The following is a 24,619-nucleotide window of genomic DNA, read 5'->3' as shown; positions in this document are numbered from 1 at the left end:
CAGAAACCTTGCGGTGACGCAGATGTTAAAGGCCCGCTGCCCGAAAGGGCAGCGGGCCGTGCGAAATTCAACGGAAAGTCAGGCGGTGACCGCGGTGGTCCACCACACCGTGGTGTCGGCCGGCACCTTGGCCTCGTCATCGACCTGGATGATCTCCCCGCTCGCGACCAGCACCCGGCCGTACGCCGGCATGGCCACGGACTCGCCGGTGGTGTTCGCGACGCACACGAACTCCCCGCGCCGGAAGGCGAGCACGCCCTCGGGCGCCCGCAGCCACTCCACGGACGCGCCGGCGCCGAGGTCGGGCTGCTCACGGCGCACGGCGAGCGCGGCCCGGTACAGCTCCAGCGTCGAGCCGGGCACACCGGTCTGCGCCTCGACGCTCAGCTCGCCCCACCCCTCCGGCTGCGGCAGCCAGCTCCCCCCGTCGCCGAAGCCGTACGACGATCCCGTCCTGGTCCACGGGATCGGCACCCGGCACCCGTCGCGGAAGCCGTCCTGGCCCGCGCCCCGGAAGTAGGCCGGGTCCTGGCGCACCTCGTCGGGCAGGCCGACGACGTCGGGCAGGCCGAGCTCCTCGCCCTGGTAGACGTAGGCCGAGCCGGGCAGCGCCAGCATCAGCAGGCTCGCGGCCCGGGCCCTGCGCAGCCCCAGTTCCCGGTCGCCGGCCAGGCGGATCTGGGTGCCGAGGCCGGGTGGGTTGGCGAACCGGGTGGCGTGCCGGGTGACGTCGTGGTTGGACAGCACCCAGGTGGCGGGGGCGCCCACCGGGCGCATGGCTTCCAGGGTGCGGTCGATGACCTCGCGCATCTCCCCGGCGTCCCAGTGGGTGCTGAGGTACTGGAAGTTGAAGGCCTGGTGCAGCTCGTCCGGGCGGACGTAGTGGGCGGTGCGCTCGATGGTCGGCGTCCACGCCTCGGCGACGAAGATCCGCCCGCCCGTCTCCCGCCACCGCCCTTCTGACGAAGGCCCTTCGGGCCCCTTCCTTTCCGCGTACTCGTCGAGGACCAGCCGCCACTGCCGGTAGATCTCGTGCACGCCCTCCTGGTCGAAGAACGGCATGACATCGTTGCCCAGCAGCTTCACCTGGTCGTGGGATCCAAGGTCGGGCAGCCCCTCCGCCTTCACCAGGCCGTGGGCGACGTCGATCCGGAAGCCGTCGACGCCGATGTCCAGCCAGAAGCGCAGGATGGAGCGGAACTCGTCGCCGACGGCCGGGTGCTCCCAGTTGAAGTCGGGCTGCTCGGGGGCGAACAGGTGCAGGTACCACGCGCCGGGCGTGCCGTCGGGTTCGGTGACCCGGGTCCAGGCCGGGCCGCCGAAGATCGACTCCCAGTCGTTGGGCGGCAGTTCGCCGTTCTCGCCCTTGCCGGGGCGGAAGTGGTAGCGGTCCCGCAGGGGGGAGCCCGGGCCCTCGGCGACGGCCCGCTTGAACCACTCGTGCTGGTCGGAGGAGTGGTTGGGCACGAGGTCGACGATGATCCGCAGGCCCAGGCCGTGGGCGTCGCGGATCAGCGCGTCGGCGTCCAGGAGGTTGCCGAACATGGGGTCGACGGCCCGGTAGTCGGCGACGTCGTAGCCGGCGTCGGCCTGCGGCGAGGCGTAGAAGGGGCTGAGCCACACGGCGTCCACGCCGAGGTCGCGCAGGTATGGCAGGCGGGTGCGGACACCTTCCAGGTCACCCATGCCGTCGCCGTTGCTGTCGGCGAAGCTGCGCGGGTACACCTGGTAGATCACCGCGTCCCGCCACCAGTCGCGCCGCTTGGCGACGGCCACTGCGGACGTGGGGGTGGAGGTGGGGGCAGGTGCAGCTGAGTGCTGGCTCATGTCGTCCTTGATGCGTCACAGGATGTCGGTCATGGGAAGCGTGGGTGGGGTTCGGGCTGCCGCGGCACAGCGGGGTCGGATGGGCGCCGCGGCCGCCCCCACGCACCCCGGCAGGGGCGCGTGGAACTGCGCGACCGGCCACGACGGCGCCGCGGCCGGCCTTCGAACAGGGTCACCCCTTGGTGCCACCGGCGGTGAGCCCGGTGACCAGGTTCTTCTGCACGAGGTAGAAGAACAGGGCAGCCGGTATCGCGATCAGCACAGCCGTCGCGGCCATCAGATTGCGCTGGGCGTCGTGCTCGCTGACGAACGTCTGCAGACCGACGGCGAAGGTGTACTTGTCGTCGCTCAGCAGGAACGTCGAGGCGAACGCGACCTCACCGAAGGCCGTGAGGAAACTGTAGAACGCCGCGACCGCGAGTCCCGGCTTGGCGAGCGGCAGGATCAGCCGCGCGAACGTGCCGAAGGGGGTCAGCCCGTCGACGCGCCCGGCCTCGTCGATCTCGAACGGGATGGTGTCGAAATAGCCCTTCATCAGCCAGGCGCAGTACGGCACGATCGTGGTGCAGTTGACAAGGATGAGACCAAGGTAGCTGTCGATGAGCTGCAGATCCGACAGAATCTGGTACATCGGCACGATGAGTACCGCGATCGGGAACATCTGGGTGACGAGCAGCACCCACATCAGCTTCCGGTAGCCCGGGAAGCGCATGCGGGAGACCGCGTAGCCGGTGGACGCGGCGACGACGACGCCGATGAGCGTCGTGCCCAGCCCCACGATCAGGGTGCTCTTCAGCCAGTGGAAGAAGTTGGTGTCCTGAAGGACGAAGGCGTAGTTGTCGAGCGCCATCTTGCCCCAGATGCGCCCGGGGTGGAGGTAGTCGTCCTTGTCCGGTCCAAGGGACAGGAAGACCAGCCAGGCGATCGGGAAGAGCGCGGTCAGGCTCGCGCCGATCAGCACGGCGTGTGCGGCGAGGGAAGCCGCGCGGCCGCGCTCGCCGCGGCGGCGGACCTTGCCGGGGGCGTGCGCGGGGCGCCGCTCGGCCGCAGGGGCGGAGGTCTCGACGGTGGTCGTACTCATTTCGGACTCCTGCCTCAGATCGCGAGCTGCTGCTCGTTGCGGTTCAGCCAGCGGCGGTAGAAGGAGGTGAAGACGATCAGGATGGACAGGAGCAGGATCCCGTAGGCGGCGGACTGGGCGTAGTCGCGCGGCTGCTGTCCGAAGCCCAGCTGGTAGGCCCAGGTCACGAGGATCTGGGCGTCCGGGGCGGTGTTGCCGAACAGCAGGAAGATGATGGCGAACTGGTTGAACGTCCAGATCACGCCGAGCAGGACGACCGTGGTGCTGACGGACCTGAGGCCGGGCAGGGTGACGTACCGGAAGCGCTGCCAGGCGCCGGCGCCGTCCATCTCGGAGGCCTCGTACAGGCTCGCGTCGATCGACTGCAGGCCGCCGAGGAGCGAGACCATCATGAACGGCACACCGCACCAGGTGTTGACCATGATCGCGGAGAAGCGCTGCCAGAAGGTGTCCTCCAGCCACAGCGGCGTCGGCAGGTGGAGGAAGTCCAGGCCGGAGTTGATGATGCCGCCGTCGGCGAGCATGAACCGCCAGCCGAACACGGTGACGAAGGTCGGCACCGCCCAGGGCAGCACCAGGATCATCCGGTAGAAGGTGCGGCCGCGCAGCTTCTCGTTGAGCAGCAGGGCGAGGCCGAGACCGATGCCGTAGTGCAGGGCGACGCAGGCCGCCGTCCAGAAGACCGTCCACAGGACGTGCGACCAGAAGCGGTCGTACGCCGTCGGGCCCCACAGGATGTCGGCGTAGTTGTCCAGGCCGATGAACTGGTACGTGGCGTCGATGTGGTTGGCGCCGATCGTGCGGGCGGTGTTGAGGCTGGTGGCGTCGGTGAGGGTGAGGTACAGGCCGTACGCCAGCGGGTACAGCACGAGGACCCCGAGGACGACCGCCACCGGGGCGATCATCGCGTAGGCGTACCAGTGCTTGTGGAGGCCGTTCTTCAGCCGCTGGACCGGTCCGGGTCGCGGTTCCCGCTCACCGCGCCGCTTGCCGGTCGCTCGGTCGATGGCGACTGTCATGGTTCGGCACCTTCTGGAGGTTCAAGGAGTTCGGATGGAGTTTCGGATGGAGCCCGAAGGGAGGTCGGAGGAGGCTGACCGGTTCCGGGCGCGGGCCGGTGGCCGCCGGATCCCCTTCCCCATGACAGGGGGATCCGGCGGCCACGCGGCGGTCACTTGCTGTAGTCCGGCACCAGCTTGGCGATGGCGGTCTCGGCGTTGCCGATGCCCTTGTCGAGGGACACCTTGCCGCCCGCGATCTTGATCAGCTCGTCGTCCAGCGGGCTCCAGAGGGAGCTGTACTCGGGCAGGGCCGGGCGCGGCTGGGCGGCGGACAGCACGCCCTGGTAGCCGGCGATGCCCGGGTCGGCCTTGACCTCGTCGGTGTAGGCGTCCTCGCGCGTGGGGAGCGTGGAGTTCTTCAGCGCGATGGTCTCCTGGGCCTTCGCCGAGGTCATGAACTTCACGAACTTCAGCGAGGCCTCCTGGTGGGCCTTGTCCGAGCCCGCGTACACGGAGAGGTTGTGCCCGCCGGTGGGGGCGCCCGCCTTGCCGGTGGAGCCGGCCGGGACGGTGGCGATGCCGAGGTTGTTCTTGTCCTTGAACGCCGTGCCCTTGTAGAAGTTCGTGATCTCCCACGGGCCCTGGACGATCGAGGCGACCTTGCCGCTGACGAACGCCTCCTGGATGTGGGCGTAGGCGTCGGCGGTGGTGTCGGCCTTGTGCAGGCCCTTGCCCTTGAACAGGCTCTGCCAGGTGCCGTAGGCCTTCTTGGCCTCGGGCGAGGCGACGGTGATCTTCTTGGCGTCGACGTCGACGGTGTCGGTGCCCTCGCCGTAGAGGAAGGACTGGGCGTAGTAGCCCTGGGTGGAGCCCCAGTAGCCGTCGACGCCGGTCTTGTCCTTGATGGTGGCGGCGGCCTTCTTCAGGTCGTCCCAGGTTTTGGGGGCCTCTACGCCGGCCTTCTCGAACAGGGCCTTGTTGTAGACGAGGGCGAGGGTGTCCGTGGTGAAGGGGACGCCGTAGGTCTTGCCCTCGTACTTCGCCTGCTCGATCAGGCTGGGCTGGAACTTGTCCTGCTCGGCGAGGGCCTCGGTGCCGTCCAGGGGCGCGAAGAAGCCCTTCTTGGCGAAGGCGGGGGTCCAGCCGACCTCGGAGCGCAGCACGTCGGGGGCGCCCTTGGAACCGGCGGCGGTGTCGAACTTGTTCTGCGCCTGGTCGAAGGGGACGTTGACGTAGTTGACCTTGACGTCCTTGTTGACGGCCTCGAACTCCTTGACCAGGGCCTGGTACGTCGGCGCCTCGTTGGTCGCGTTGGAGGTGTCCCACCAGGTGATGGTGACCGGGCCGTCGGCCTCGTCACCGCTGTCGCTTCCGCCGCACGCCGTCGCCGCCAGGGCGAGGGACGCCACCAGCGCGGTGGCCGCTATGCCACGCCGCATGAGTTCTCCTTGAGGGTGAAAGCCCGTTCCGTGCTGCCGACTACGCCGATGAGGCGCCCCGCGCCGTTGAGGCGGTGGGGGAGGCCGGGCGTCGGTGACATTAACGGCGCCGTAACGCGTCGCGAAAGACCTTGCAGCAAAAAGATGCAAGAGATGACGCAAGAGGTGTGGATGGTTATCCGGCCGTGACCTCCCTCGACCCCCTGAAGCCCGGACTTCCGGCTGTTCGACAGGGAGTCGGACAGCTGTGCAAGACTCTGCAAGCACTTGCTATCCGTTTCCGTCAGGGGAATCATCCGTTGCGGACCGGACGCCGACCACGACCTTTTTGGGGACCGCGATGACCCACCAACCCGCAGCGGGCCGCGCGACGGCGCGCACCAGGCGTCCCGTCGGTGTGCAAGCAGAATCCCGGCCGCTACAGTCCGGTCCTGTGACCACACGGCTTGCCGACATCGCCGCGCAGGCGGGGGTGAGCGAAGCGACCGTCAGCCGCGTCCTCAACGGGAAGCCGGGCGTCGCCGCCACCACCCGCCAGTCCGTGCTGGCCGCGCTCGACGTGCTCGGCTACGAACGCCCGGTGCGTCTGCGCCAGCGCAGCGAGGGCCTGGTGGGCCTGATCACCCCGGAGCTGGAGAACCCGATCTTCCCCGCCCTGGCCCAGGTCATCGGCCAGGCGCTGACGCGGCAGGGCTACACGCCGGTGCTGGCCACCCAGACGCCGGGCGGCTCGACCGAGGACGAGCTCACGGAGATGCTCGTGGACCGCGGCGTCGCCGGCATCATCTACGTCTCCGGGCTGCACGCGGACACCACCGCCGACATGCAGCGCTACGACCGGCTGCGCGCGCAGGGCGTGCCCTACGTGCTGGTGGACGGTTTCTCGCCGAAGGTGCAGGCGCCGTTCATCTCCCCCGACGACCGCGCGGCGATGAGCCTGGCGGTGACGCACCTGGTGTCCCTGGGGCACACGCGGATCGGCCTGGCCCTCGGGCCGAAGCGGTTCGTGCCGGTGCAGCGCAAGATCGAGGGGTTCGTGCGCACGATGCAGGACCAGTTGGGCCTGGGCGCCGAGACCGTGGAGGCGGAGTTGGTACAGCACTCCCTCTACACCCTGGAGGGCGGGCAGGCCGCCGCCACGGCACTGATGGAGCGCGACTGCACGGCCCTGGTGTGCGCCAGCGACATGATGGCCCTGGGCGCGATCAGGGCGGCGCGGCAACGGGGCCTGGGGGTGCCGAAGGAGATCTCCGTGGTCGGCTTCGACGACTCCCCGCTGATTGCCTTCACCGACCCGCCGCTGACCACGATCCGCAAGCCGGTCCCCGCGATGGGGCAGGCGGCCGTGCGCGCGCTGCTGGAGGAGATCGGCGGGACGCCCGCACCCCACAGCGAGTTCGTGTTCATGCCGGAGCTGGTGGTGCGCGGCTCGACCGCCTCGGCCCCCGGGGAACGCGGTCGCTCCTGAGGTCCGCGGCCTGAATCCGCCGGAGAACATGCGGCCCGGACCGGGTCGCGGGATGATCGGTGGGGAAGTCCTTTTCTGGCAAACTCTGTGCCTATGGGTGAGACGACCGTGACGACGCTGGAAGGGCGGAAAACGTCCCTTCCGCACCCCGCCACGGCCGAGACCGGGCCGGGTCCGCTGTACCGGCTGCGCACCCCGCGCCGGCCCCGGTTCTGGTTCGAGATCCTGCTGATCGCGGTGAGTTACTGGACGTACTCGCTCGTACGCAACGCCGTGCCCGAGCAGAAGGCCGAGGCGCTGCGCAACGCCGACTGGATCTGGAAGGCCGAGCACCAGCTGGGCATCGCCGTCGAGGAGACCGTCAACCACGCCGTCAACTCGGCGACTTGGCTCATCATCGGCATGAACTACTACTACGCGACGCTGCACTTCGTGGTCACGCTGGGTGTGCTGGTGTGGCTGTACCGTCGCCATCCCGGCCGCTACGCGGCCACCCGCCTGGTGCTGTTCGCGACCACCGCAGTCGCCCTGGCCGGTTACTACCTGTATCCGCTGGCACCCCCGCGGCTGATGAACGGCGGCGGCTTCATCGACACCGTCATGGTCCACCAGACCTGGGGTTCGATGGCGTCCGGCGACCTGAAACACATGTCCAACCAGTACGCCGCGATGCCGTCGATGCACATCGGCTGGTCCGTGTGGTGCGGCCTGACGATCTTCGCCCTGGCGACGATCCCCTGGGTGCGGGTGCTGGGCCTGCTGTACCCGGCGCTGACGCTGGTGGTCATCGTCGCCACGGCCAATCACTTCTGGCTGGACGCGGTCGGTGGCCTGCTGTGCCTGGCGTTCGGCTTCGCGGTGGCGCGTGTCTGGTACGGGAGGCAACCGTACGCGTTGCCGAGGGTGCCGAGCGTGGTGCCGAGCGTGGTGCCGAGGCCGGGGCGGCGGCCGGGCGGGTCCCGGGGGCCGGGCGGCGGGTCCGTGGAGCAGGACGGATCCGTGGATCCGGGCAGGCCCGTGGAGCAGGACGAATCCGTGGATCCGGGCGGGGCCGTGGATCCGGGCAGGCCCGTGGAGCCGGACGGGTCCCGGGGGCCGGGCAGGCCCGTGGAGCCGGGCAGAGCGGTGGCACGGGCCGAGGGCCGGGTCATGGACCTCGATCCCGCGCGTGCTCCAGCCGTCACCGTCACCCGCGAACCGACCGGCCGTCCCCGGCCCGGGCCGGGCGGCCCTCGCTAACGCTCGGCCGCCCCGTAGAACAGCTCCTCCACCACGCCCCGGGCCCGGCGTGCCGTGCGCCGGTATCCGTCGAGCATGTCGCCGACGTGGCCCGGGCCGTAGCCCAGATACCGTCCCACGGCGGCCAGTTCGCGCGGGTCCGAGGGGAACGTGTCGGCGGCCCGGCCGCGTACCAGCATCACCGCGTTGCGGACGCGGGTCGCGAGGACCCAGGCCTCGTCGAGGATCTCGGCGTCCTCCACGGTGATGAGCCCGGCCGTGCGCGCGGCGGCCAGGGCCTCCCGGGTGCGGGTGGTGCGCAGGCTCGGCTCCTGCGAGCCGTGGCGCAGTTGCAGCAGCTGCACGGTCCACTCGACGTCGGACAGGCCGCCCGGCCCCAGCTTGGCGTGCAGCTTGGGGTCGGCGCCGCGCGGCAGCCGCTCGGACTCCATGCGGGCCTTCAGCCGCCGGATCTCGCGGACGGCCTCGTCGCCGAGTCCGTCGGCCGGGTAGCGCAGCGGGTCGATCAGCTCGATGAAGCGGCGGCCCAGGTCCTCGTCGCCGGCTACGGGCTCGGCCCGCAGCAGCGCGTGCGACTCCCAGGTCAGGGACCACCTGCGGTAGTACGCCGCGTACGACGTGAGGGTCCGCACGAGCGGCCCGGACCTGCCCTCCGGGCGCAGGTCGGCGTCGATGAGCAGGGGCGGGTCGGCGCTGGGGATCTGGAGCAGGCGGCTCATCTCGGAGACGACCTTGCTGGCGGCCTGGGAGGCCTCCCGCTCGTCGACGCCGTCGCGCGGCTCGTGCACGAACAGCACGTCCGCGTCGGAGCCGTAGCCCAGTTCGTGGCCGCCGAAGCGGCCCATGCCGATGATCGCGAACCGGGTGGGCAGGCTGTCGCCCCATCCCTCCCGGACGACCGCCCGGAGCGTGCCGGCGAGGGTCGCGGCGGTCAGGTCCGAGACCGCGCCCCCGACCCGGTCGACCAGGGCGCCCTGGTCGGCCTCGGCGGGCTGCTCCTCGGTGCCGTAGGAGCCGACGATGTCGGCGGCGGCCGTACGGAACAGCTCGCGGCGGCGGACGCCCCGCGCGGCCGTGACGGCCTGGGCGGCGCCGTCGGCCCGCTTCACCGCGGCGAGTATCTCCTGCTCCAGGTGGGCGCGGCTCCGGGGATCCAGCCCTCCGCCGTCCCCGTCGCCGAGCAGGGCGACCGCCTCCGGGGCGCGCATGAGCAGGTCGGGCGCGAGCCGGCCGGCGGACAGCACACGGGCGAGGTTCTGCGCGGCGGCGCCCTCGTCCCTGAGCAGCCGCAGGTACCAGGGGGTCTTGCCGAGCGCGTCGGACACCTTGCGGAAGTTGAGCAGGCCCGCGTCCGGGTCGGCGGAGTCGGCGAACCAGCCGAGCAGGACGGGCAGCAGGGTGCGCTGGATGGCGGCCTTGCGGGTGACGCCGGAGGCCAGCGCCTCCAGGTGACGCAGGGCGGAGGCCGGGTCGGCGTAGCCGAGGGCGACCATGCGTTCGTGGGCCGCCTCGGTGCTCAGCCGGGCCTCGCCGGGGGCGAGCTGCGCGACCGCGTCGAGCAGTGGCCGGTAGAAAAGCTTCTCGTGCAGCCGGCGTACGGCCGTGGCGTGCCGCCGCCACTCGCGGTGCAGGTCGGCGACCGGGTCGGCGCGCAGGCCGAGGGAGCGGCCGATGCGGCGCAGCTCGGCCTCGTCCTCCGGGACGAGGTGGGTCCGCCGGAGCCGGAACAGCTGGATGCGGTGCTCCAGGGAGCGCAGGAAGCGGTACGCCTCGTCGAGCTGGGCGGCGTCGGCCCGGCCGACGTAGCCGCCGGCGGCGAGGGCCCTCAGCGCGTCCAGGGTCGTGCCGCTGCGCAGGGAGGTGTCGGTGCGGCCGTGCACCAGCTGGAGGAGCTGCACGGCGAACTCGACGTCCCTCAGGCCGCCCGGGCCCAGCTTGAGCTGGCGGTCGACCTCGGCGAGGGGGATGTTCTCCACGACCCGGCGGCGCATCTTCTGCACGTCCGGGACGAAGTTCTCGCGCTCGGCGGCCTTCCACACCAGGGGCTGGACGGCGGCGACGTACTCCTCGCCGAGGTCGAGGTCGCCGGCCACCGGGCGGGCCTTGAGCAGCGCCTGGAACTCCCAGGTCTTGGCCCAGCGCTGGTAGTAGGCGAGGTGGCTGGAGAGGGTCCGCACGAGGGGGCCGTTGCGGCCCTCGGGGCGCAGGTTGGCGTCGACGGGCCAGATGGAGCCCTCGACGGTGGTCTCCGAGCAGATCCGCACCATGTGCGAGGCGAGCCGGGTCGCGGCCCGCACGGCCTTGGTCTCGTCGGTGCCCTCGGTGGCCTCCCCCACGAAGATGACGTCCACGTCGGAGACGTAGTTCAGCTCGTGGCCGCCGCACTTGCCCATCGCGATGACGGCGAGCCGGCACAGGGCGTCGTCCTCGGGCGCGGCCGCCCTGGCCAGGCCGAGGGCGGCGCGCAGGGTGGCGGTGGCGAGGTCGGCGAGCTCGGCGGCGGACTCGGCGACGCCGGTGGTGCCGCACACGTCGCGGGCGGCGATGGACAGCAGGCAGCGCCGGTAGGCGACGCGCAGGGAGACGGGGTCGGTGGCCTCCGCGAGACCGGCCTCGAACTCCTCCACCCCCGGGTGGAGGTCCCGCGCCTCGTAGGTGACGAGCGCCTGCCAGTCGTCCGGGTGGCGGATGAGGTGGTCGGCGAGGGCCGTGGAGGCGCCGAGTACGCCGAGGAGCCGGTCGCGCAGGGGTTTGGCCGCGATCAGCGTGTCGAGCAGTTCCTGGCGAGCTCCGGGGTGCGGCTGGGCCTCCAGCAGCCGGACCAGGCCGAGCAGCGCGAGATCGGGGTCCGCGGTGGCGCCCAGCGCGTCCAGCAGGACGGGGTCGTCGCGCAGCGGGACGAGTTCCTCGCTGTCCAGGAGGCGTTCGGCGGCGGAGGCGTCGGTGAAGCCGTGCCGCAGCAGCCGTGTGAAGGTACTGCTCCTGCGCCCCGGCGCCGCCGTCATCCGGGCCTCCCTCGCACTGTTCCTCGGACTTGCATCCGACTCGCATCGGATCAAGGTCGTATGGCTTTGAGCCTAACCGGAGTGGGCCGGGCGGGCGCCGACGAGTTCGGCAGGCGGACGGCTCTGCGTCAGGGAGAGCAGAGGGTGGCTGTCCTTCCGCCCCGGCGCGGGCCACGCGGCCGATACTTGGTGGCGCCGCGCACCGTTTTCGGCTTCGGTGAGGGGGAGCCGTTCAGCCGTACGAGGTGGCGGTTCGTCATGACGCCGGACGAAGGAGTCTCGCCATGGACATCACTCTCGAGGTCATCCCGCTGCCCGTGACCGACATCGACCGGGCCCGGGACTTCTACCGGGACAAGGTCGGTTTCCACGTCGACATCGACCAGGAGGTCATGCCCGGCATGCGGATCGTCCAGCTGACGCCTCCGGGGTCCGGCTGCTCGATCGCCCTGGGCCCGTCGATCTGGGAGATGACCCCCGGCCCCACCCCGGCCCCGGGCTCCTACCAGGGTCTGCAACTGTGCGTGGCCGACATCGAGGCGGCCCACGCGGAGCTGGTCGCCCGCGGCCTCGACGTCTCGGAGCCGGTCCGGTACGCCCCCGACGACGGCGCCACCTTCATGCACTTCCAGGACCCGGACGGGAACGGCTGGGCGGTGCAGGAGTACCGCAGGCGCGCCACGGAGCCGCTGCACGAGGTGCTGGCGAATCCGAAGCGGCAGCAGGGCTGACGGCGAGGGCGGCGGCCGGGCCTCGACACCGGTCAGGATTCGAGAAGCCCGGGTCCCGGTCCGCGGCTAGGGGGCTTCTGATGGATCTCCGTGGAAGAAGGAGCGGCGTTCGGTGCGTGCTCTCGGCGTGCCGGGCGGAAGGCCTTGTAGCGGAGCTACCAGGCCTTTTGTCCGGTGCGGCGAATGGGGGTCCCCCCTGCTCGAAGAGCTTGGGGGAGCGTGCCGGGCGTCGCGACGCCGCGGAGATCCATCAGAAGCCCCCTAGCGTCACTGCCATGACTTCCATCGAGTGCGTCACCCTCGAGGTGGCCGACCCCACCGCCGCCGACCGCTTCTACTCCACCGCCTTCGACCTCGGCAGTCAGCTGCGCCTGCGGGCCTCAAAGGCCCCGACGACCGGCTTCCGTGGTTTCACGCTGTCGCTCGTGGTCTCCCAGCCGGCCGATGTCGACGCCCTCGTCGACGCGGCCGTGCGGGCCGGTGCGACGACGCTGAAGCCCGCCGCCAAGTCGCTCTGGGGCTACGGGGGCGTCGTACAGGCCCCGGACGGGACGATCTGGCAGGTCGCCTCGTCGTCGAAGAAGAACACCGGCCGGGCGACCGGGAAGGCCGACGATCTCGTGCTCCTGCTCGGCGTCGAGGACGTCAGGGCCAGCAAGCAGTTCTACGTCGAGCACGGCCTGGCCGTGGCGAAGAGCTTCGGCAGCAAGTACGTCGAGTTCGCGACCGGCCAGGGGCCCGTCAAGCTGGCGCTGTACAAGCGCCGCGGGCTGGCCAAGGTCGCCGGCGTCCCCGCCGACGGCACGGGGTCGCACCGGCTCGTGATCGGCAGCGACGCCGGGCCGTTCACCGACCCGGACGGGTTCGCGTGGACGACGGCGTCGCAGCCCGCGTCGTTGTGACCGGCGGGGCCGGGATGCGCGGGGGGGTGAGGGGAGCGGGCGCCCCCCTCACCGGCCGGCGGGCGACCGCTCCGGCCCGCGCCTACAGCACCGGCAGACTCTTCCGCAGCTCGAAGGCCGTCACCTCGCTGCGGTACTCCTCCCACTCGGACTTCTTGTTGCGCAGGAAGAAGTCGAAGACGTGCTCGCCCAGGGTCTCGGCGACGAGGTCGCTGCGTTCCATCAGGGTGAGGGCCTCGCCCAGGTTCTGCGGCAACGGCTCGATGCCCATCGCGCGGCGCTCCGCGTCGGAGAGGGCCCAGACGTCGTCCTCGGCGCCCGGCGGGAGCTCGTAGCCCTCCTCGATGCCCTTCAGGCCGGCGGCGAGGAGGACGGCGTAGGACAGGTACGGGTTCGCACCGGAGTCCAGGGAGCGGACCTCGACGCGGGCCGAGCCCGTCTTGCCGGGCTTGTACATGGGGACGCGGACCAGCGCCGAGCGGTTGTTGTGGCCCCAGCAGATGTACGAGGGGGCCTCGCCGCCCGCGCCCGCCGTGCGCTCCGCGCCGCCCCAGATGCGCTTGTAGGAGTTGACCCACTGGTTGGTGACGGCGGAGATCTCCGCGGCGTGCCGCAGCAGGCCCGCGATGAAGGAGCGGCCCACCTTGGAGAGCTGGTACTCCGAGCCCGACTCGTAGAAGGCGTTGCGGTCGCCCTCGAAGAGGGAGAGGTGGGTGTGCATGCCGCTGCCGGGGTGCTCGGAGAACGGCTTCGGCATGAACGTCGCCTGGACACCCTGCTCCAGCGCCACCTGCTTCATGACCAGGCGGAAGGTCATGACGTTGTCGGCCGTGGAGAGCGCGTCGGCGTAGCGCAGGTCGATCTCCTGCTGGCCCGGCGCGCCCTCGTGGTGGGAGAACTCGACCGAGATGCCCATCGACTCCAGCATGGTGATCGCCTGGCGGCGGAAGTCCATGCCGACGTTGGTCGGGGTGTGGTCGAAGTAGCCGGAGTTGTCGGCGGGCGTCGGGCGGCTGCCGTCCAGAGGCCGGTCCTTCAGCAGGAAGAACTCGATCTCCGGGTGGGTGTAGAAGGTGAAGCCCAGGTCGGAGGCGCGGGCCAGGGAGCGCTTGAGCACGTAGCGCGGGTCGGCGAAGGACGGGGAGCCGTCCGGCATGAGGATGTCGCAGAACATGCGGGCCGTGCCCGGGGCCTCCGCGCGCCAGGGCAGGATCTGGAAGGTCGACGGATCCGGCTTGGCGATCATGTCGGATTCGTAGACCCGGGCGAAGCCCTCGATGGCCGAGCCGTCGAACCCGATGCCCTCGTCGAAGGCCTGCTCCAGCTCGGCCGGGGCCACGGCGACGGACTTGAGGAAGCCCAGGACGTCCGTGAACCACAGGCGTACGAACCGGATGTCGCGCTCCTCCAACGTCCGGAGCACGAACTCCTGCTGCTTGTCCATCTTCCGCTTCCCCATCCTTGCTGGTCAGGCCGCCTGTCTTCCGTACCACGGGAGGCGGTCGGGCACCTGAGCATCCCACCACACCACCATTTCGTACGCGTTGCGGACCATGATCGCCCGGCCGGTACGGGTCCGAACACTTCGCACGGGGCGGGTGAACTGCTCTTCCGCCCATAGTGCCTGCTCGCCCCCGCATCCGTAACGGCCCATGTGCTGGAGTTCGGCGACGACCTTCGCCAGGGGGGTGTACGCCATGTCCATGCCGTACGCGACCTCCCGGGTCGTCGGACTCGACGCGCCCGCGACGGCGAGCCGCATCAGGACCCGCAGGGCCAGGTCGGTGGAGCGCAGCAGCCACATGCTCGCAGCGGAGATAATGGGAATGCAGGTCCACACGACCGGGCCCCGGCCGGCCCGCCGGCCCCCGCGAAGCTGTCGGGCAGCTGTCGTTGCCGTATCGATTCAGCCCAATCCGGCGGCCGCCCTACGGGGCGCCCCGTCTCCCCCATTACGCTCAGCCCACCCGACCGTCACTTATCCCACGAAGGACACCTCATGGGCTCCGCCAAGAAGAGCAGCACGGACCGCAAGGCGCGAATAGAGGAGATGCGTCGCGCCGAGCAGGCCCGTGAGCGCCGCAACCGGATCCTCACCATCGCGGCCAGCGCCGTGGTCGTCGGTGGTCTGGTCGTCGGCGGTGTCGTGCTCGTGCGGTCCCAGGACGACAAGGGCAGTGGCTCCGTGGCGAGCGACTCCTCGGGCACGGGCAAGTTCGTCACCGGCGAGGACGGCGTGAAGACCTGGGAGGGGAAGCTGGCCCGCAACCACGTCACCAAGGCCGTGAAGTACGCCTCCCAGCCGCCGGTCGGCGGTGACCACAACCCGGTCTGGATGAACTGCAACGGCGACGTCTACACCAAGGCGATCGACAACACCAACGCCGTGCACTCACTGGAGCACGGCGCGGTGTGGGTGACGTACAACGCCGCCGCGAAGAAGGCCGACGTGGACGCGCTCGCGGCGAAGGTGAAGAAGACGCCGTACACGCTGATGAGCCCGGTGGACGGCCAGAAGGACCCGATCATGCTCTCGGCGTGGGGACACCAGCGCACGGTGACGGGCGCGGAGGACCCGGACGTGGACAAGTTCTTCGAGAAGTTCGTCCAGGGCGAGCAGACCCCCGAGCCGGGCGCCGCCTGCACGAACGGGCTGTCGCAGTGAGGCACGTCGGTCTGATCGCCGGGGCCGCGGCGGCGGCGCTGGTCGCGGCCGGCGCGATCACGTACGCCGTCGCCGGCGACGACGGCGGCGGCACCACCCCCTCCGCCGAGTCCGCGGACGCCGGGTTCGCACGCGACATGGCCGTGCACCACCAGCAGGCCGTGGAGATGTCGTACATCGTGCGCGACCGCACCGAGGACGAGGAGGTACGGCGCCTCGCCTACGACATCGCGCAGACGCAGGCCAACCAGCGCGGCATGATGCTCGGCTGGCTCGACCTGTGGGGCCTGCCCAAGGTGTCCTCGGAGCCGCCGATGACGTGGATGGACATGGGCGACATGGCCTCCGGCAAGGACGGCGCGCTGATGCCGGGCATGGCGACCAACACCGAGATGAAGAAGCTCGGCGAGCTCAGCGGGAAGAAGGCGGAGATCTTCTTCCTCCAGCTGATGACGGACCACCACCAGGGCGGCGTCCACATGGCCCAGGGCTGTGTCGACCAGTGCACGGTGGGCGTGGAGAAGCGGCTCGCGCAGGGCATGGTGGACGCGCAGCGGTCGGAGATCGCGCTGATGACGGACATGCTCAAGGCCCGCGGTGCCGCACCGCCCGCGTAGGGCATAAGGGGTCCTTTGCCTCACAACGCCCGCCCTGCCCTGCGGCTCCTTGGGTCTTCCTGGCCCGGGCAGAGCGCGGCGCCGCTGACCGGGGTGGGGTGGGTGACCCACACCACCCCATTGCGTCGCTCTGACGATTACACTGACCCCGTGCCTCAACTACGTCTCGCCCTGAACCAGATCGACTCGAGCGTCGGCGATCTCGCCGGGAACTCCGAGTCGGTCGTCCGCTGGACCCGGCACTCCGCCGAGCAGGGAGCGCACCTCGTGGCGTTCCCGGAGATGGTGCTGACCGGGTATCCCGTCGAGGACCTGGCCCTCAGGTCGTCCTTCGTGGAGGCCTCGCGCGCGGCGCTGCGCTCGCTCGCCGCCCGCCTGGCCGAGGAGGGCTTCGGAGACCTGCCGGTGATCGTCGGCTACCTCGACCGCAGTGAGAGCGCCCAGCCGAAGTACGGCCAGCCGGCCGGCGCCCCGCAGAACGCGGGGGCGGTGCTGTACGGCGGCGAGGTGGCCCTGAACTTCGCCAAGCACCACCTGCCGAACTACGGCGTCTTCGACGAGTTCCGCTACTTCGTGCCCGGCGACAGCATGCCGGTCCTGCGCGTCCACGGCGTGGATGTCGCCCTGGCCATCTGCGAGGACCTCTGGCAGGACGGCGGCCGCGTCCCCGCCGCCCGTTCGGCGCGGGCGGGCCTGCTGGTCTCGATCAACGCCTCCCCCTACGAGCGCAACAAGGACGACACGCGCCTGGAGCTGGTCCGCAAGCGCGCCCAGGAGGCCGGGTGCACCACGGCGTACCTGGCCATGATCGGCGGCCAGGACGAGCTGGTGTTCGACGGCGACTCGATCGTGGTCGACAAGGACGGCGAGGTCGTGGCGCGGGCGCCGCAGTTCTCGGAGGGCTGCGTGGTGCTGGACCTGGACCTGCCGGCGGCGGCCCCGGACGCCCCGGAGGGGGTGGTCGACGACGGCCTGCGCATCGACCGCGTGGTGCTCTCGGAGGAGCCGCTGTCCCCGTACGAGCCGGACCTCACGGGCGGCTACGCGGACCGTCTGGACGACGACGAGGAGGTCTACTCGGCGCTGGTCGTGGGCCTGCGGGCGTACGTCGCGAAGAACGGCTTCACGTCGGTCCTGATCGGCCTGTCGGGCGGCATCGACTCGTCGCTGGTCGCGGCGATCGCGTGCGACGCGGTGGGCGCGCGGAACGTGTACGGCGTGTCGATGCCGTCGAAGTACTCCTCGGACCACTCGAAGGACGACGCGGCGGAAATGGCCCGCCGCACGGGCCTGAACTACCGCACGGTCGCCATCGAGCCGATGTTCGACGCGTACATGGACTCACTGGGCCTGACGGGGCTGGCGGAGGAGAACCTGCAGTCCCGCCTGCGCGGCACGCTGCTGATGTCCATCTCCAACCAGGAGGGCCACATCGTCCTGGCGCCCGGCAACAAGTCGGAGCTGGCGGTCGGCTACTCCACGCTCTACGGCGACTCGGTCGGCGCGTACGGCCCGATCAAGGACGTCTACAAGACGTCGGTCTTCCGCCTGGCCGAGTGGCGCAACCGGGCCGCCCGGGAGCGCGGCCAGACCCCGCCGATCCCGGAGAACTCCCTCACCAAGCCGCCGAGCGCGGAACTCCGCCCGGGCCAGGTCGACACGGACTCGCTGCCGGACTACCCGGTGCTGGACGCGATCCTGGAGCTGTACGTCGACCGGGACCGGGGCGCGGACGAGATCGTGGCGGCCGGGTTCGACCCGGAACTGGTCGCGAAGACCCTGCGCATGGTCGACACGGCCGAGTACAAGCGGCGGCAGTACCCGCCGGGGACCAAGATCTCGGCGAAGGGCTTCGGGAAGGACCGGCGGCTGCCGATCACGAACGGATGGCGGGAGTCGCTCTGACGAGCCCGGCGGCCTCCAGCACGGCGAGATGCCGGGAGGCCGCCCTCGGGACCCGGCGGGAGGGTTGCTGCACGTTCCACGAGCTGAACCCGGCCGCGCTCCGGCAGACCGCCGGGCGCCGGCCGGCGCCCGAGCCCTCCCGACCGGAAGAGAGCACGCCATGAAGATCCATCTGACCAGCGTCTTCGTCGAGGACCAGGCCAAGGCCCTCCGCTTCTACACCGAGGTCCTCGGCTTTGTGAAGAAGCACGACGTGCCGGTCGGCGAGAAGGACCGGTGGCTGACCGTCGTCTCACCCGAGGAGCCCGGCGGCACCGAACTCCTGCTGGAGCCCGTCGGCCACCCGATCGTCAGGACCTACCGCGACACGCTCGTCGGCGACGGCATCCCGCTCGCCCAGTTCGCCGTCGACGACGTGCGGGCGGAGTACGAACGCCTGCGCGGCCTCGGCGTCCGCTTCACCCAGGAGCCCCAGGAAATGGGCCCCGTCACCACCGCCGTCTTCGACGACACCTGCGGCAACCTGATCCAGATCGCGACCGAGCCGCAGTAGCCGACGGCCGCGCCCGGCCCGCAAACCGGCGCCGGAGGTCCACCGGCTCGCCCTGGACAGTGCCGGATGCCCGCCGGAACGGGTGCTGAGGGTGGCGGCCCACGCCTCGGACCTGCGCGGCGCACAGGCGGTCGGCATGCGGACCGCCCACGTCCGCCGGCCGGTCGGGGATCCGCCCGCGGGCTCCGACGACTTCGACGGGCGGGTCGACGAACTCGATCACCTGATCCGCACCCTGACAGACGGTCAGGAAGCGTCAGGCCTCCGTGGAGGAGGGCCTGGCCATGGCTGAGCGTGCTGTTCCGCCGCGCGCTCTGAGCGTGGAGCGGCTGGCCGCCGAGGCCGGGTTCGAGAAGGGCCGCATCCGTGAGGTGGGCGGGCTGCTCCGCACGGCCGCTGCCGCGAAGCGACAACGGCAGCCCCCGGGTCATCCCCGCGGGCTGCCGTCCGAGGCACGGCACCGGCTGTCAGTGGTGCACCGCTTCCGCCTCCCGCGGGACATGGCTCGCCACGACCCGCTCGCGCCCGGCGACCGGAGCCCGGCGCCGGTCCACCGCGGTGGCCAGGGCCGCCACGCCCAGGCCGAGCACGGCCAGGGCCGCGCCGGCGAGGGCCGGGGAGGTGACTCCGAAGCCCGCCACCAGGGCGAGACCGCCGATCCAGGCGCCGCCGGCGTTGGCCAGGTTGAAGGCGGCCTGGTTGGCCGAGGAGGCGAGGGACGGGGCCGAGGATGCCTTCTCCATGACCATCAGCTGCAGCGGGGAGCCGGTCGTGAAGGCGGCCATGCCGAGCAGGGCCACGGCGACGGCGGCGGTGAGTTCCGTGCGCATCAGGAGCGGGAACAGGGCCAGCACCGCCACCAGCGAGATCAGACCGCCGAACAGCGTGCCCCGCAGGGAGTGGTCGGCCAGGCGGCCGCCGAGCAGGTTGCCGGCGGTGGCGCCGACGCCGAACAGCGCCAGGAGCAGGGTGACGCTGGCGCCGGCGTAGCCTGCGGCGTCCGTGAGCATCGGCGTGATGTAGCTGTAGGCCGCGAAGAGGGCCCCGAAGCCCGCGACGGTGGTGCCGAGCGACAGCCAGACCGGGACGGAGCGCAGGGCGGCGAGTTCGCCGCGCAGACCCTGGGCGGTGGCGTGCTGGTGGTCGTGCGGGATGAGGAACGCGAGCGCGGCGATCGCCGCCAGGCCGATGGCGCTGACACCGAGGAAGGTCGCCCGCCAGCCGAGGTGCTGACCCATGAGGGTCGCGACCGGCACGCCCGCGACGTTCGCGACCGTCAGGCCGAGGAACATCAGCGACACCGAGCGTGCCTTGCGTTCGGGGGCGACCATGCCGGTCGCCACGACGGCGCCCACGCCGAAGAAGGCGCCGTGCGGCAGTCCGCTCAGGAAGCGGGCGGCCAGCAGCCAGCCGTTGTCGGGCGCGAGGGCCGACAGGGCGTTGCCCACCACGAACAGCCCCATCAGGCCGATCAGGACCGTCCGGCGGGACATCTTGGCGGTGACCGCGGCCAGCAGTGGGGCGCCGATGACGACGCCCAGCGCGTACGCCGACACCAGGTGGCCGGCGCTGGGTATCGAGATGTTCAGGTCGTCCGCGACATCGGGCAGCAGCCCCATCATCACGAACTCGGTGGTGCCGATGCCGAAGGCACCCACGGCGAGGGCGAGCAGGGCCAGGGGCATGAAGAACCTTTCGAGACTTGCTTGGAGATCCGTACGTCTTATGTTCAAGTACGGAACAAAGTCTCGCAGGCGCACTATTCCGCGAAGTGAAGCCCCGGCTGCCGGTCTCAGCCGAGAACGCCCTGACCTGCGGTTCTCAAGACGCAGTTGTGGTGACCTTCACACGGGCCGCGATCGGCAGATGGTCGCTTCCGGTCTGCGGGAGCGTCCACGAGCTCTCCGGCTCCAGGCCCCGGACCATGATCTGGTCGATGCGCGCCATGGGGAACGCGGCCGGCCAGCTGAAGCCGAAGCCGCTTCCGGCCGCGCCCTGCGTGGAGCGCATCTGGGAGGTGACGGCGTTGAGCGCGCGGTCGTTCATGGTGCCGTTCAGGTCGCCGAGCAGCACCACGTTCCGCAGCGGTTCGCGGGCGATGGCCTCGCCCAGGTAGTCGGCGCTCCGGTCGCGCTGCCGGGCCGTGAACCCGGCCTCCATCTTCACGCGCACCGAGGGCAGGTGGGCGACGTAGACCGCGACCTGACCGGCCGGGGCGGTCACGGTGGCGCGCATCGCCCGCGTCCAGCCCAGGTCGATGTCGACGTCCCGCACGCCGGTCAGCGGGTACTTGCTCCACACCCCGACCGTGCCCTGCACCGAGTGGTAGCGGTACGTCGACGCCAGCGCCCTCTCGTACGTCGGGACCGCGGCCGGTGTCAGCTCCTCCAGGGCCACCACGTCCGCGCCGGAGGCGGCCACGTCACGGGCGGTGCCGGACGGGTCCGGGTTGTCGGCGTTGACGTTGTGGGTGACCACGGTGAGGTCCCCGCCGGTGGCGGTCTTGTCGCTGAGCTGGCCGCCGAAGAGGTTCAGCCAGGCGACGGACGGCAGCACCACCGCGATCAGCGCGGTCGCGGACTTGCGGACAGCGGCGACCAGGAGCAGTACCGGGATGAGCAGTCCCAGCCAGGGCAGGAACGTCTCGACGAGGCTGCCCAGGTTGCCGACGGCGTTCGGGATCTGCGCGTGCAGCAGCATGACCACGGCCAACAGCACCGCGCACGCGGCCACGATGAGCCCGCGCCGCCAGATCCGTGGGTCGCCCCGCCAGGGGCCCACCAGCCGGTCCAGCAGGCGCCGAAGCCGGGTTCCCCGCCGCTCGGGCCCCGAGCCGCTGTTTTCCGTCTCCGTCATGTACGCCTGCTGCGCCATACCGTCGCCTCACTGCCCGCCGTGCACACCATCGCCCCCGTGCCGTTACGACCCTAGGGGATGATCCGTTCCGTTCCAGCCGTCCCTCGACGGCCGTACGGGGGCGAGGACGTTCGAGCCCCCGCGGCGAGTTCCGGTCACGCCCGCCGAAAGCGCGCTCTGTGACGAAACGCGCACACTGGGGCCTGCGGGAAACCGAACTGACAGCTCCTGCGCAGTACTCACTTACGGGCCCCCGGGGGGAACTCACAGGGGCTCCCCTAGCCCTCGATGACACGAGGTGCCACCATGGACGTGGTCCGGGGACGCCGTCAGGGCGCCTCGAGATGACGTGTTAGGAGCCGTGCCATGACGCAGCTTCCTGCTGCCCAGACCGCTCAGACGAAGTCCGCCGACGGCGGCAAGGCGCTGTACGGCGGCAAGAGCACCCGCCGCATCACCGTGCGCGACATCGCCGCCGCCAAGGAGCGCGGCGAGAAGTGGCCGATGCTCACCGCGTACGACGCGATGACCGCCTCCGTCTTCGACGAGGCCGGGATCCCGGTGATGCTCGTCGGCGACTCGGCGGCCAACTGCCACCTCGGGTACGAGACGACCGTGCCCGTCACCCTCGACGAGATGACCATGCTGTCGGCGGCGGTCGTGCGGGGCACCTCGCGCGCCCTGATCGTCGGCGACCTGCCCTTCGGCTCCTACCAGGAGGGCCCGGTGCAGGCGCTGCGCTCGGCGACCCGGCTGGTGAAGGAGGCGGGCGTGCAGGCCGTGAAGCTGGAGGGGGGCGAGCGGTCGCACGAGCAGATCCGGCTGCTCGTCGAATCCGGCATCCCGGTCATGGCGCACATCGGCCTGACCCCGCAGTCCGTCAACGCGATGGGCTACCGCGTGCAGGGACGGGGCGAGGAGGCGGCCCATCAGCTGCTGCGGGACGCCAAGGCCGTGCAGGACGCCGGCGCGTTCGCGGTCGTCCTGGAACTCGTCCCGGCGGAGCTGGCGGCCGAGGTGACGCGGGTACTGCACATCCCGACGGTGGGGATCGGGGCGGGCCCCGAGACCGACGCGCAGGTGCTGGTGTGGACCGACATGCTCGGGCTGACCGGCGGGCGGATGCCGAAGTTCGTGAAGCAGTACGCGAACCTGCGCGAGGTCATGGGGAACGCGGTCAAGGCGTTCGCCGAGGAGGTCGTCGGCGGAACGTTCCCGCAGGAGGAGCACTCCGTCCACTAGAAGCCACTGCGGTACCACGGCCGGCCCGCCGATCTTCCCCCGTCGGCGGGCCGGCCCCTTTGTGCGCCTGGAGCGGCGCCGCTTTCGCGGACGTGGCGCTCGCCGTCGTGGGTCCTCAGGCGGTGGTCGCGGTGCTCATCGGCGGGATGCCGGTGGCTGTCGGTGGCTTTGTCGGCGGCCTGTCGGTGGCTGTCGGTTGCTTGTCGGTGGTTTGTCGGCGGGCCCTGGAACCGTCTCCCCCATGACGCGAATCGACACACGAACCGGCAGCGCCGCTGTGACCGTGCGGGGGCTGGTGAAGCACTACGGCGAGACCAGGGCACTGGACGGGGTCGACCTGGAGGTGCGGGAGGGCACCGTCATGGGGGTGCTCGGGCCCAACGGGGCCGGGAAGACGACCCTCGTGCGGATCCTGTCCACGCTGCTCGCTCCCGACACGGGTCAGGCCACCGTCGCCGGATACGACGTCGTACGGCAGCCCCGGCAGCTGCGGCGGGTGATCGGTCTCACGGGGCAGTACGCCTCCGTGGACGAGAAGCTCTCGGGCTGGGAGAACCTGTACATGATCGGGCGGCTGCTCGACCTGCCCCGCAAGGACGCCCGCGGCCGGGCCGACGGGCTGCTGGAGCGCTTCTCCCTGACCGAGGCGGCCAAGCGGCCGGCGGCGACCTACTCCGGGGGGATGCGGCGGCGGCTGGACCTGGCCGCGTCCATGATCGGGCGACCGGCCGTGCTCTTCCTGGACGAGCCGACCACGGGGCTCGACCCGCGCACCCGCAACGAGGTGTGGGAAGAGGTGAAGCGCATGGTCGGCGACGGGGTCACCGTGCTGCTCACCACCCAGTACATGGAGGAGGCCGAGCAGCTCGCCTCCGAACTGACGGTCGTCGACCGCGGCCAGGTCATCGCGGGCGGCGCCATCGAGGAGCTGAAGGCGAAGGTCGGCGGCCGGGCGCTGCGGATCCGCCCGGCCGAACCGGCGCACCTGCGGGCCCTCGCCGCCGCGCTGGACGAGCTGGGGATCACCGGGCTCGCCACCACGACCGTGGACACCGACCGGGGTGATGTCCTGGTGCCGGTCCTCAGCGACGAGCAGCTGACCGCCGTGGTCGGCGCGGTCACCTCGCGCGGCATCACGCTCTCCTCCATCACCACCGAACTGCCCAGTCTGGACGAGGTGTTCCTGTCCCTCACCGGCCACCGCGCCAGTGCCCCGCAGGACACCGTGCCCGCCGAAGACCTTCAGGAGGCCGCCGTATGAGCGCCGTGACCGTCAACGACGCCGAGGCGGACGCCCGCATCTCGCCGCGCGGCCACCTGCGTCACACCGGAGCCCTGATCCGACGCAACCTGCTGTGGATCCGCAAGGACCCGGAGTCGATGGCCGACGCGCTGCTGATGCCGGTCATCTTCACCCTGCTGTTCGTGTTCGTCTTCGGCGGCTCGATCGGGCAGGCGCTGGGCGGCGGGCAGGACCGGTACGTGCAGTACGTGATCCCCGGCATGATCGCGATGATGAGCATGACGCTGTCCCAGGGCGTCGGCACCGGCTTCAGCCAGGACTTCAACTCCGGTGTCATGGACCGCTTCCGGTCCCTGCCGATCGGGCGCGGCTCGGTGCTGTTCGCGAAGATCTCGGTGGAGCTGCTGCGGATGCTGTTCGCGACCGCCGTGCTGATGATCGTGGCCGTCTCGGTCGGGTTCGAGATCACGAACTGGCCGGGGCTGTTCGCGACCGTGGCCCTGTCCACGGCGTTCGCCTCGTCGGTCATGTGGGTGTTCCTCACCCTGGGCGTGATCCTGAAGAACGCGCAGTCCGTGCAGGCGATGGGCTTCCTGGTGCTGTTCCCGCTCCAGTTCGGCTCGTCGATCTTCGCGCCGACGACGTCGATGCCGGGCTGGCTGCAGGCGTTCACCGACTACAACCCGCTGTCGACGCTGGCGGACGCCGCGCGCGGTCTGATGGTGGGCGGGCCGGTCGCCCACGACCTGTGGATGACGCTCGGCTGGTCGGCGGTGATCACGGCGGTGATGGCGCCCGTCGCGATCCACAAGTTCCGCACGAAGAACTGACGGTCGGCACGGGTC

At 71.0% G+C, this 24,619-nt stretch carries 19 protein-coding genes and 2 pseudogenes; 12 read left to right on the top strand and 9 right to left on the bottom strand.

The window, feature by feature from the left end; translation table 11 throughout:
* Positions 1–78 precede the first annotated feature (78 nt).
* From ACZ5TL_RS34890 to ACZ5TL_RS34875, 4 genes are all read right to left on the bottom strand, one after another.
* Positions 79–1,827: a glycoside hydrolase family 13 protein gene (locus tag ACZ5TL_RS34890; protein WP_468594795.1), complete on the bottom strand. Its 1,749-nt coding sequence runs from the start codon at positions 1,825–1,827 to the stop codon at positions 79–81.
* Between the two features lie 172 nt (positions 1,828–1,999).
* Positions 2,000–2,908: a sugar ABC transporter permease gene (locus ACZ5TL_RS34885; RefSeq protein WP_468594794.1), complete on the bottom strand. Its 909-nt coding sequence runs from the start codon at positions 2,906–2,908 to the stop codon at positions 2,000–2,002.
* 14 nt (positions 2,909–2,922) lie between these two features.
* Positions 2,923–3,927, bottom strand: coding sequence for a carbohydrate ABC transporter permease (locus ACZ5TL_RS34880; RefSeq protein WP_468594793.1), 1,005 nt, complete (start codon positions 3,925–3,927; stop codon positions 2,923–2,925).
* 152 nt (positions 3,928–4,079) lie between these two features.
* Positions 4,080–5,348: an extracellular solute-binding protein gene (locus ACZ5TL_RS34875; protein WP_468594792.1), complete on the bottom strand. Its 1,269-nt coding sequence runs from the start codon at positions 5,346–5,348 to the stop codon at positions 4,080–4,082.
* 433 nt (positions 5,349–5,781) lie between these two features.
* Between ACZ5TL_RS34875 and ACZ5TL_RS34870 the strand changes: the two genes are divergently transcribed.
* Together ACZ5TL_RS34870 and ACZ5TL_RS34865 are read left to right on the top strand one after the other, a co-directional pair.
* Positions 5,782–6,816, top strand: a complete 1,035-nt coding sequence (locus ACZ5TL_RS34870; RefSeq protein ID WP_468594791.1) for a LacI family DNA-binding transcriptional regulator — start codon at positions 5,782–5,784, stop codon at positions 6,814–6,816.
* A gap of 93 nt (positions 6,817–6,909) precedes the next feature.
* On the top strand, positions 6,910–8,055 hold the full coding sequence (locus ACZ5TL_RS34865) for a phosphatase PAP2 family protein (RefSeq protein ID WP_468594790.1): 1,146 nt from the start codon (positions 6,910–6,912) through the stop codon (positions 8,053–8,055).
* Here the strand turns inward: ACZ5TL_RS34865 and ACZ5TL_RS34860 are convergent.
* The gene (locus ACZ5TL_RS34860; protein ID WP_468594789.1) at positions 8,052–11,060 is read right to left on the bottom strand and encodes a bifunctional [glutamine synthetase] adenylyltransferase/[glutamine synthetase]-adenylyl-L-tyrosine phosphorylase; all 3,009 of its coding nucleotides are present in this window, start codon (positions 11,058–11,060) and stop codon (positions 8,052–8,054) included. The two genes, ACZ5TL_RS34865 and ACZ5TL_RS34860, sit on opposite strands and share 4 nt — an antisense overlap.
* Before the next feature lie 284 nt (positions 11,061–11,344).
* Between ACZ5TL_RS34860 and ACZ5TL_RS34855 the strand changes: the two genes are divergently transcribed.
* Both ACZ5TL_RS34855 and ACZ5TL_RS34850 read left to right on the top strand, forming a co-directional pair.
* The gene (locus ACZ5TL_RS34855) at positions 11,345–11,791 is read left to right on the top strand and encodes a VOC family protein (protein WP_468594788.1); all 447 of its coding nucleotides are present in this window, start codon (positions 11,345–11,347) and stop codon (positions 11,789–11,791) included.
* 275 nt (positions 11,792–12,066) lie between these two features.
* Positions 12,067–12,693 carry a glyoxalase gene (locus ACZ5TL_RS34850; RefSeq protein WP_468594787.1) on the top strand — a complete coding sequence of 209 codons (627 nt, stop codon included), beginning with the start codon at positions 12,067–12,069 and terminating at the stop codon, positions 12,691–12,693.
* Between the two features lie 82 nt (positions 12,694–12,775).
* Here ACZ5TL_RS34850 and glnA read toward each other — a convergent pair whose 3' ends face one another.
* A complete protein-coding gene (glnA, locus tag ACZ5TL_RS34845) occupies positions 12,776–14,137 on the bottom strand; it encodes a type I glutamate--ammonia ligase (RefSeq protein WP_086560677.1) in 1,362 nt (453 codons plus the stop codon).
* 174 nt (positions 14,138–14,311) lie between these two features.
* Positions 14,312–14,497 (bottom strand): annotated as a pseudogene (locus tag ACZ5TL_RS34840) (transcriptional regulator); the annotation flags it as partial.
* 195 nt (positions 14,498–14,692) lie between these two features.
* On the opposite strand from ACZ5TL_RS34840, the gene ACZ5TL_RS34835 reads away from it, so the two are divergent.
* The 5 genes and pseudogenes from ACZ5TL_RS34835 to ACZ5TL_RS34815 all read left to right on the top strand — a co-directional run.
* Complete coding sequence (locus tag ACZ5TL_RS34835) at positions 14,693–15,358, top strand: DUF3105 domain-containing protein (RefSeq protein WP_468594786.1); 666 nt, start codon at positions 14,693–14,695, stop codon at positions 15,356–15,358.
* Entirely contained in the window at positions 15,355–15,975 is a 621-nt protein-coding gene (locus ACZ5TL_RS34830; RefSeq protein WP_468594785.1) for a DUF305 domain-containing protein, read from the top strand. The genes ACZ5TL_RS34835 and ACZ5TL_RS34830 overlap by 4 nt, the downstream gene beginning before the upstream one ends.
* 150 nt (positions 15,976–16,125) lie before the next feature.
* A complete protein-coding gene (locus ACZ5TL_RS34825) occupies positions 16,126–17,880 on the top strand; it encodes an NAD+ synthase (protein ID WP_468594784.1) in 1,755 nt (584 codons plus the stop codon).
* Positions 17,881–18,040: 160 nt separating this feature from the next.
* Positions 18,041–18,433, top strand: coding sequence for a VOC family protein (locus ACZ5TL_RS34820; RefSeq protein ID WP_468594783.1), 393 nt, complete (start codon positions 18,041–18,043; stop codon positions 18,431–18,433).
* Positions 18,434–18,449: 16 nt separating this feature from the next.
* Positions 18,450–18,725 (top strand): annotated as a pseudogene (locus tag ACZ5TL_RS34815) (HAD hydrolase-like protein); the annotation flags it as partial.
* Positions 18,726–18,900: 175 nt separating this feature from the next.
* Here ACZ5TL_RS34815 and ACZ5TL_RS34810 read toward each other — a convergent pair.
* The gene (locus tag ACZ5TL_RS34810) at positions 18,901–20,118 is read right to left on the bottom strand and encodes an MFS transporter (RefSeq protein WP_468594782.1); all 1,218 of its coding nucleotides are present in this window, start codon (positions 20,116–20,118) and stop codon (positions 18,901–18,903) included.
* A 136-nt stretch (positions 20,119–20,254) separates the two neighbouring features.
* Positions 20,255–21,307 (bottom strand): endonuclease/exonuclease/phosphatase family protein, encoded by a 1,053-nt coding sequence (locus tag ACZ5TL_RS34805; RefSeq protein ID WP_468594781.1) that lies wholly within the window; start codon positions 21,305–21,307, stop codon positions 20,255–20,257.
* 348 nt (positions 21,308–21,655) lie between these two features.
* Here ACZ5TL_RS34805 and panB point away from each other — a divergent pair, with 348 nt between their 5' ends.
* The 3 genes from panB to ACZ5TL_RS34790 all read left to right on the top strand — a co-directional run bounded on the left by panB (position 21,656) and on the right by ACZ5TL_RS34790 (position 24,604).
* Positions 21,656–22,531 carry a 3-methyl-2-oxobutanoate hydroxymethyltransferase gene (gene panB / locus ACZ5TL_RS34800; protein ID WP_468594780.1) on the top strand — a complete coding sequence of 292 codons (876 nt, stop codon included), beginning with the start codon at positions 21,656–21,658 and terminating at the stop codon, positions 22,529–22,531.
* Positions 22,532–22,772: 241 nt separating this feature from the next.
* Positions 22,773–23,792: an ATP-binding cassette domain-containing protein gene (locus ACZ5TL_RS34795; RefSeq protein WP_468594779.1), complete on the top strand. Its 1,020-nt coding sequence runs from the start codon at positions 22,773–22,775 to the stop codon at positions 23,790–23,792.
* Positions 23,789–24,604 (top strand): ABC transporter permease, encoded by an 816-nt coding sequence (locus ACZ5TL_RS34790; RefSeq protein WP_468594778.1) that lies wholly within the window; start codon positions 23,789–23,791, stop codon positions 24,602–24,604. Before ACZ5TL_RS34795 ends, ACZ5TL_RS34790 begins: the two co-directional genes overlap by 4 nt.
* Positions 24,605–24,619: the final 15 nt, after the last annotated feature.

The organism is Streptomyces sp. NPDC033136, from assembly GCF_055578235.1.
Note: the sequence above shows the minus strand (reverse complement) of the source record. Positions and strands in the feature narration are given on the sequence as shown.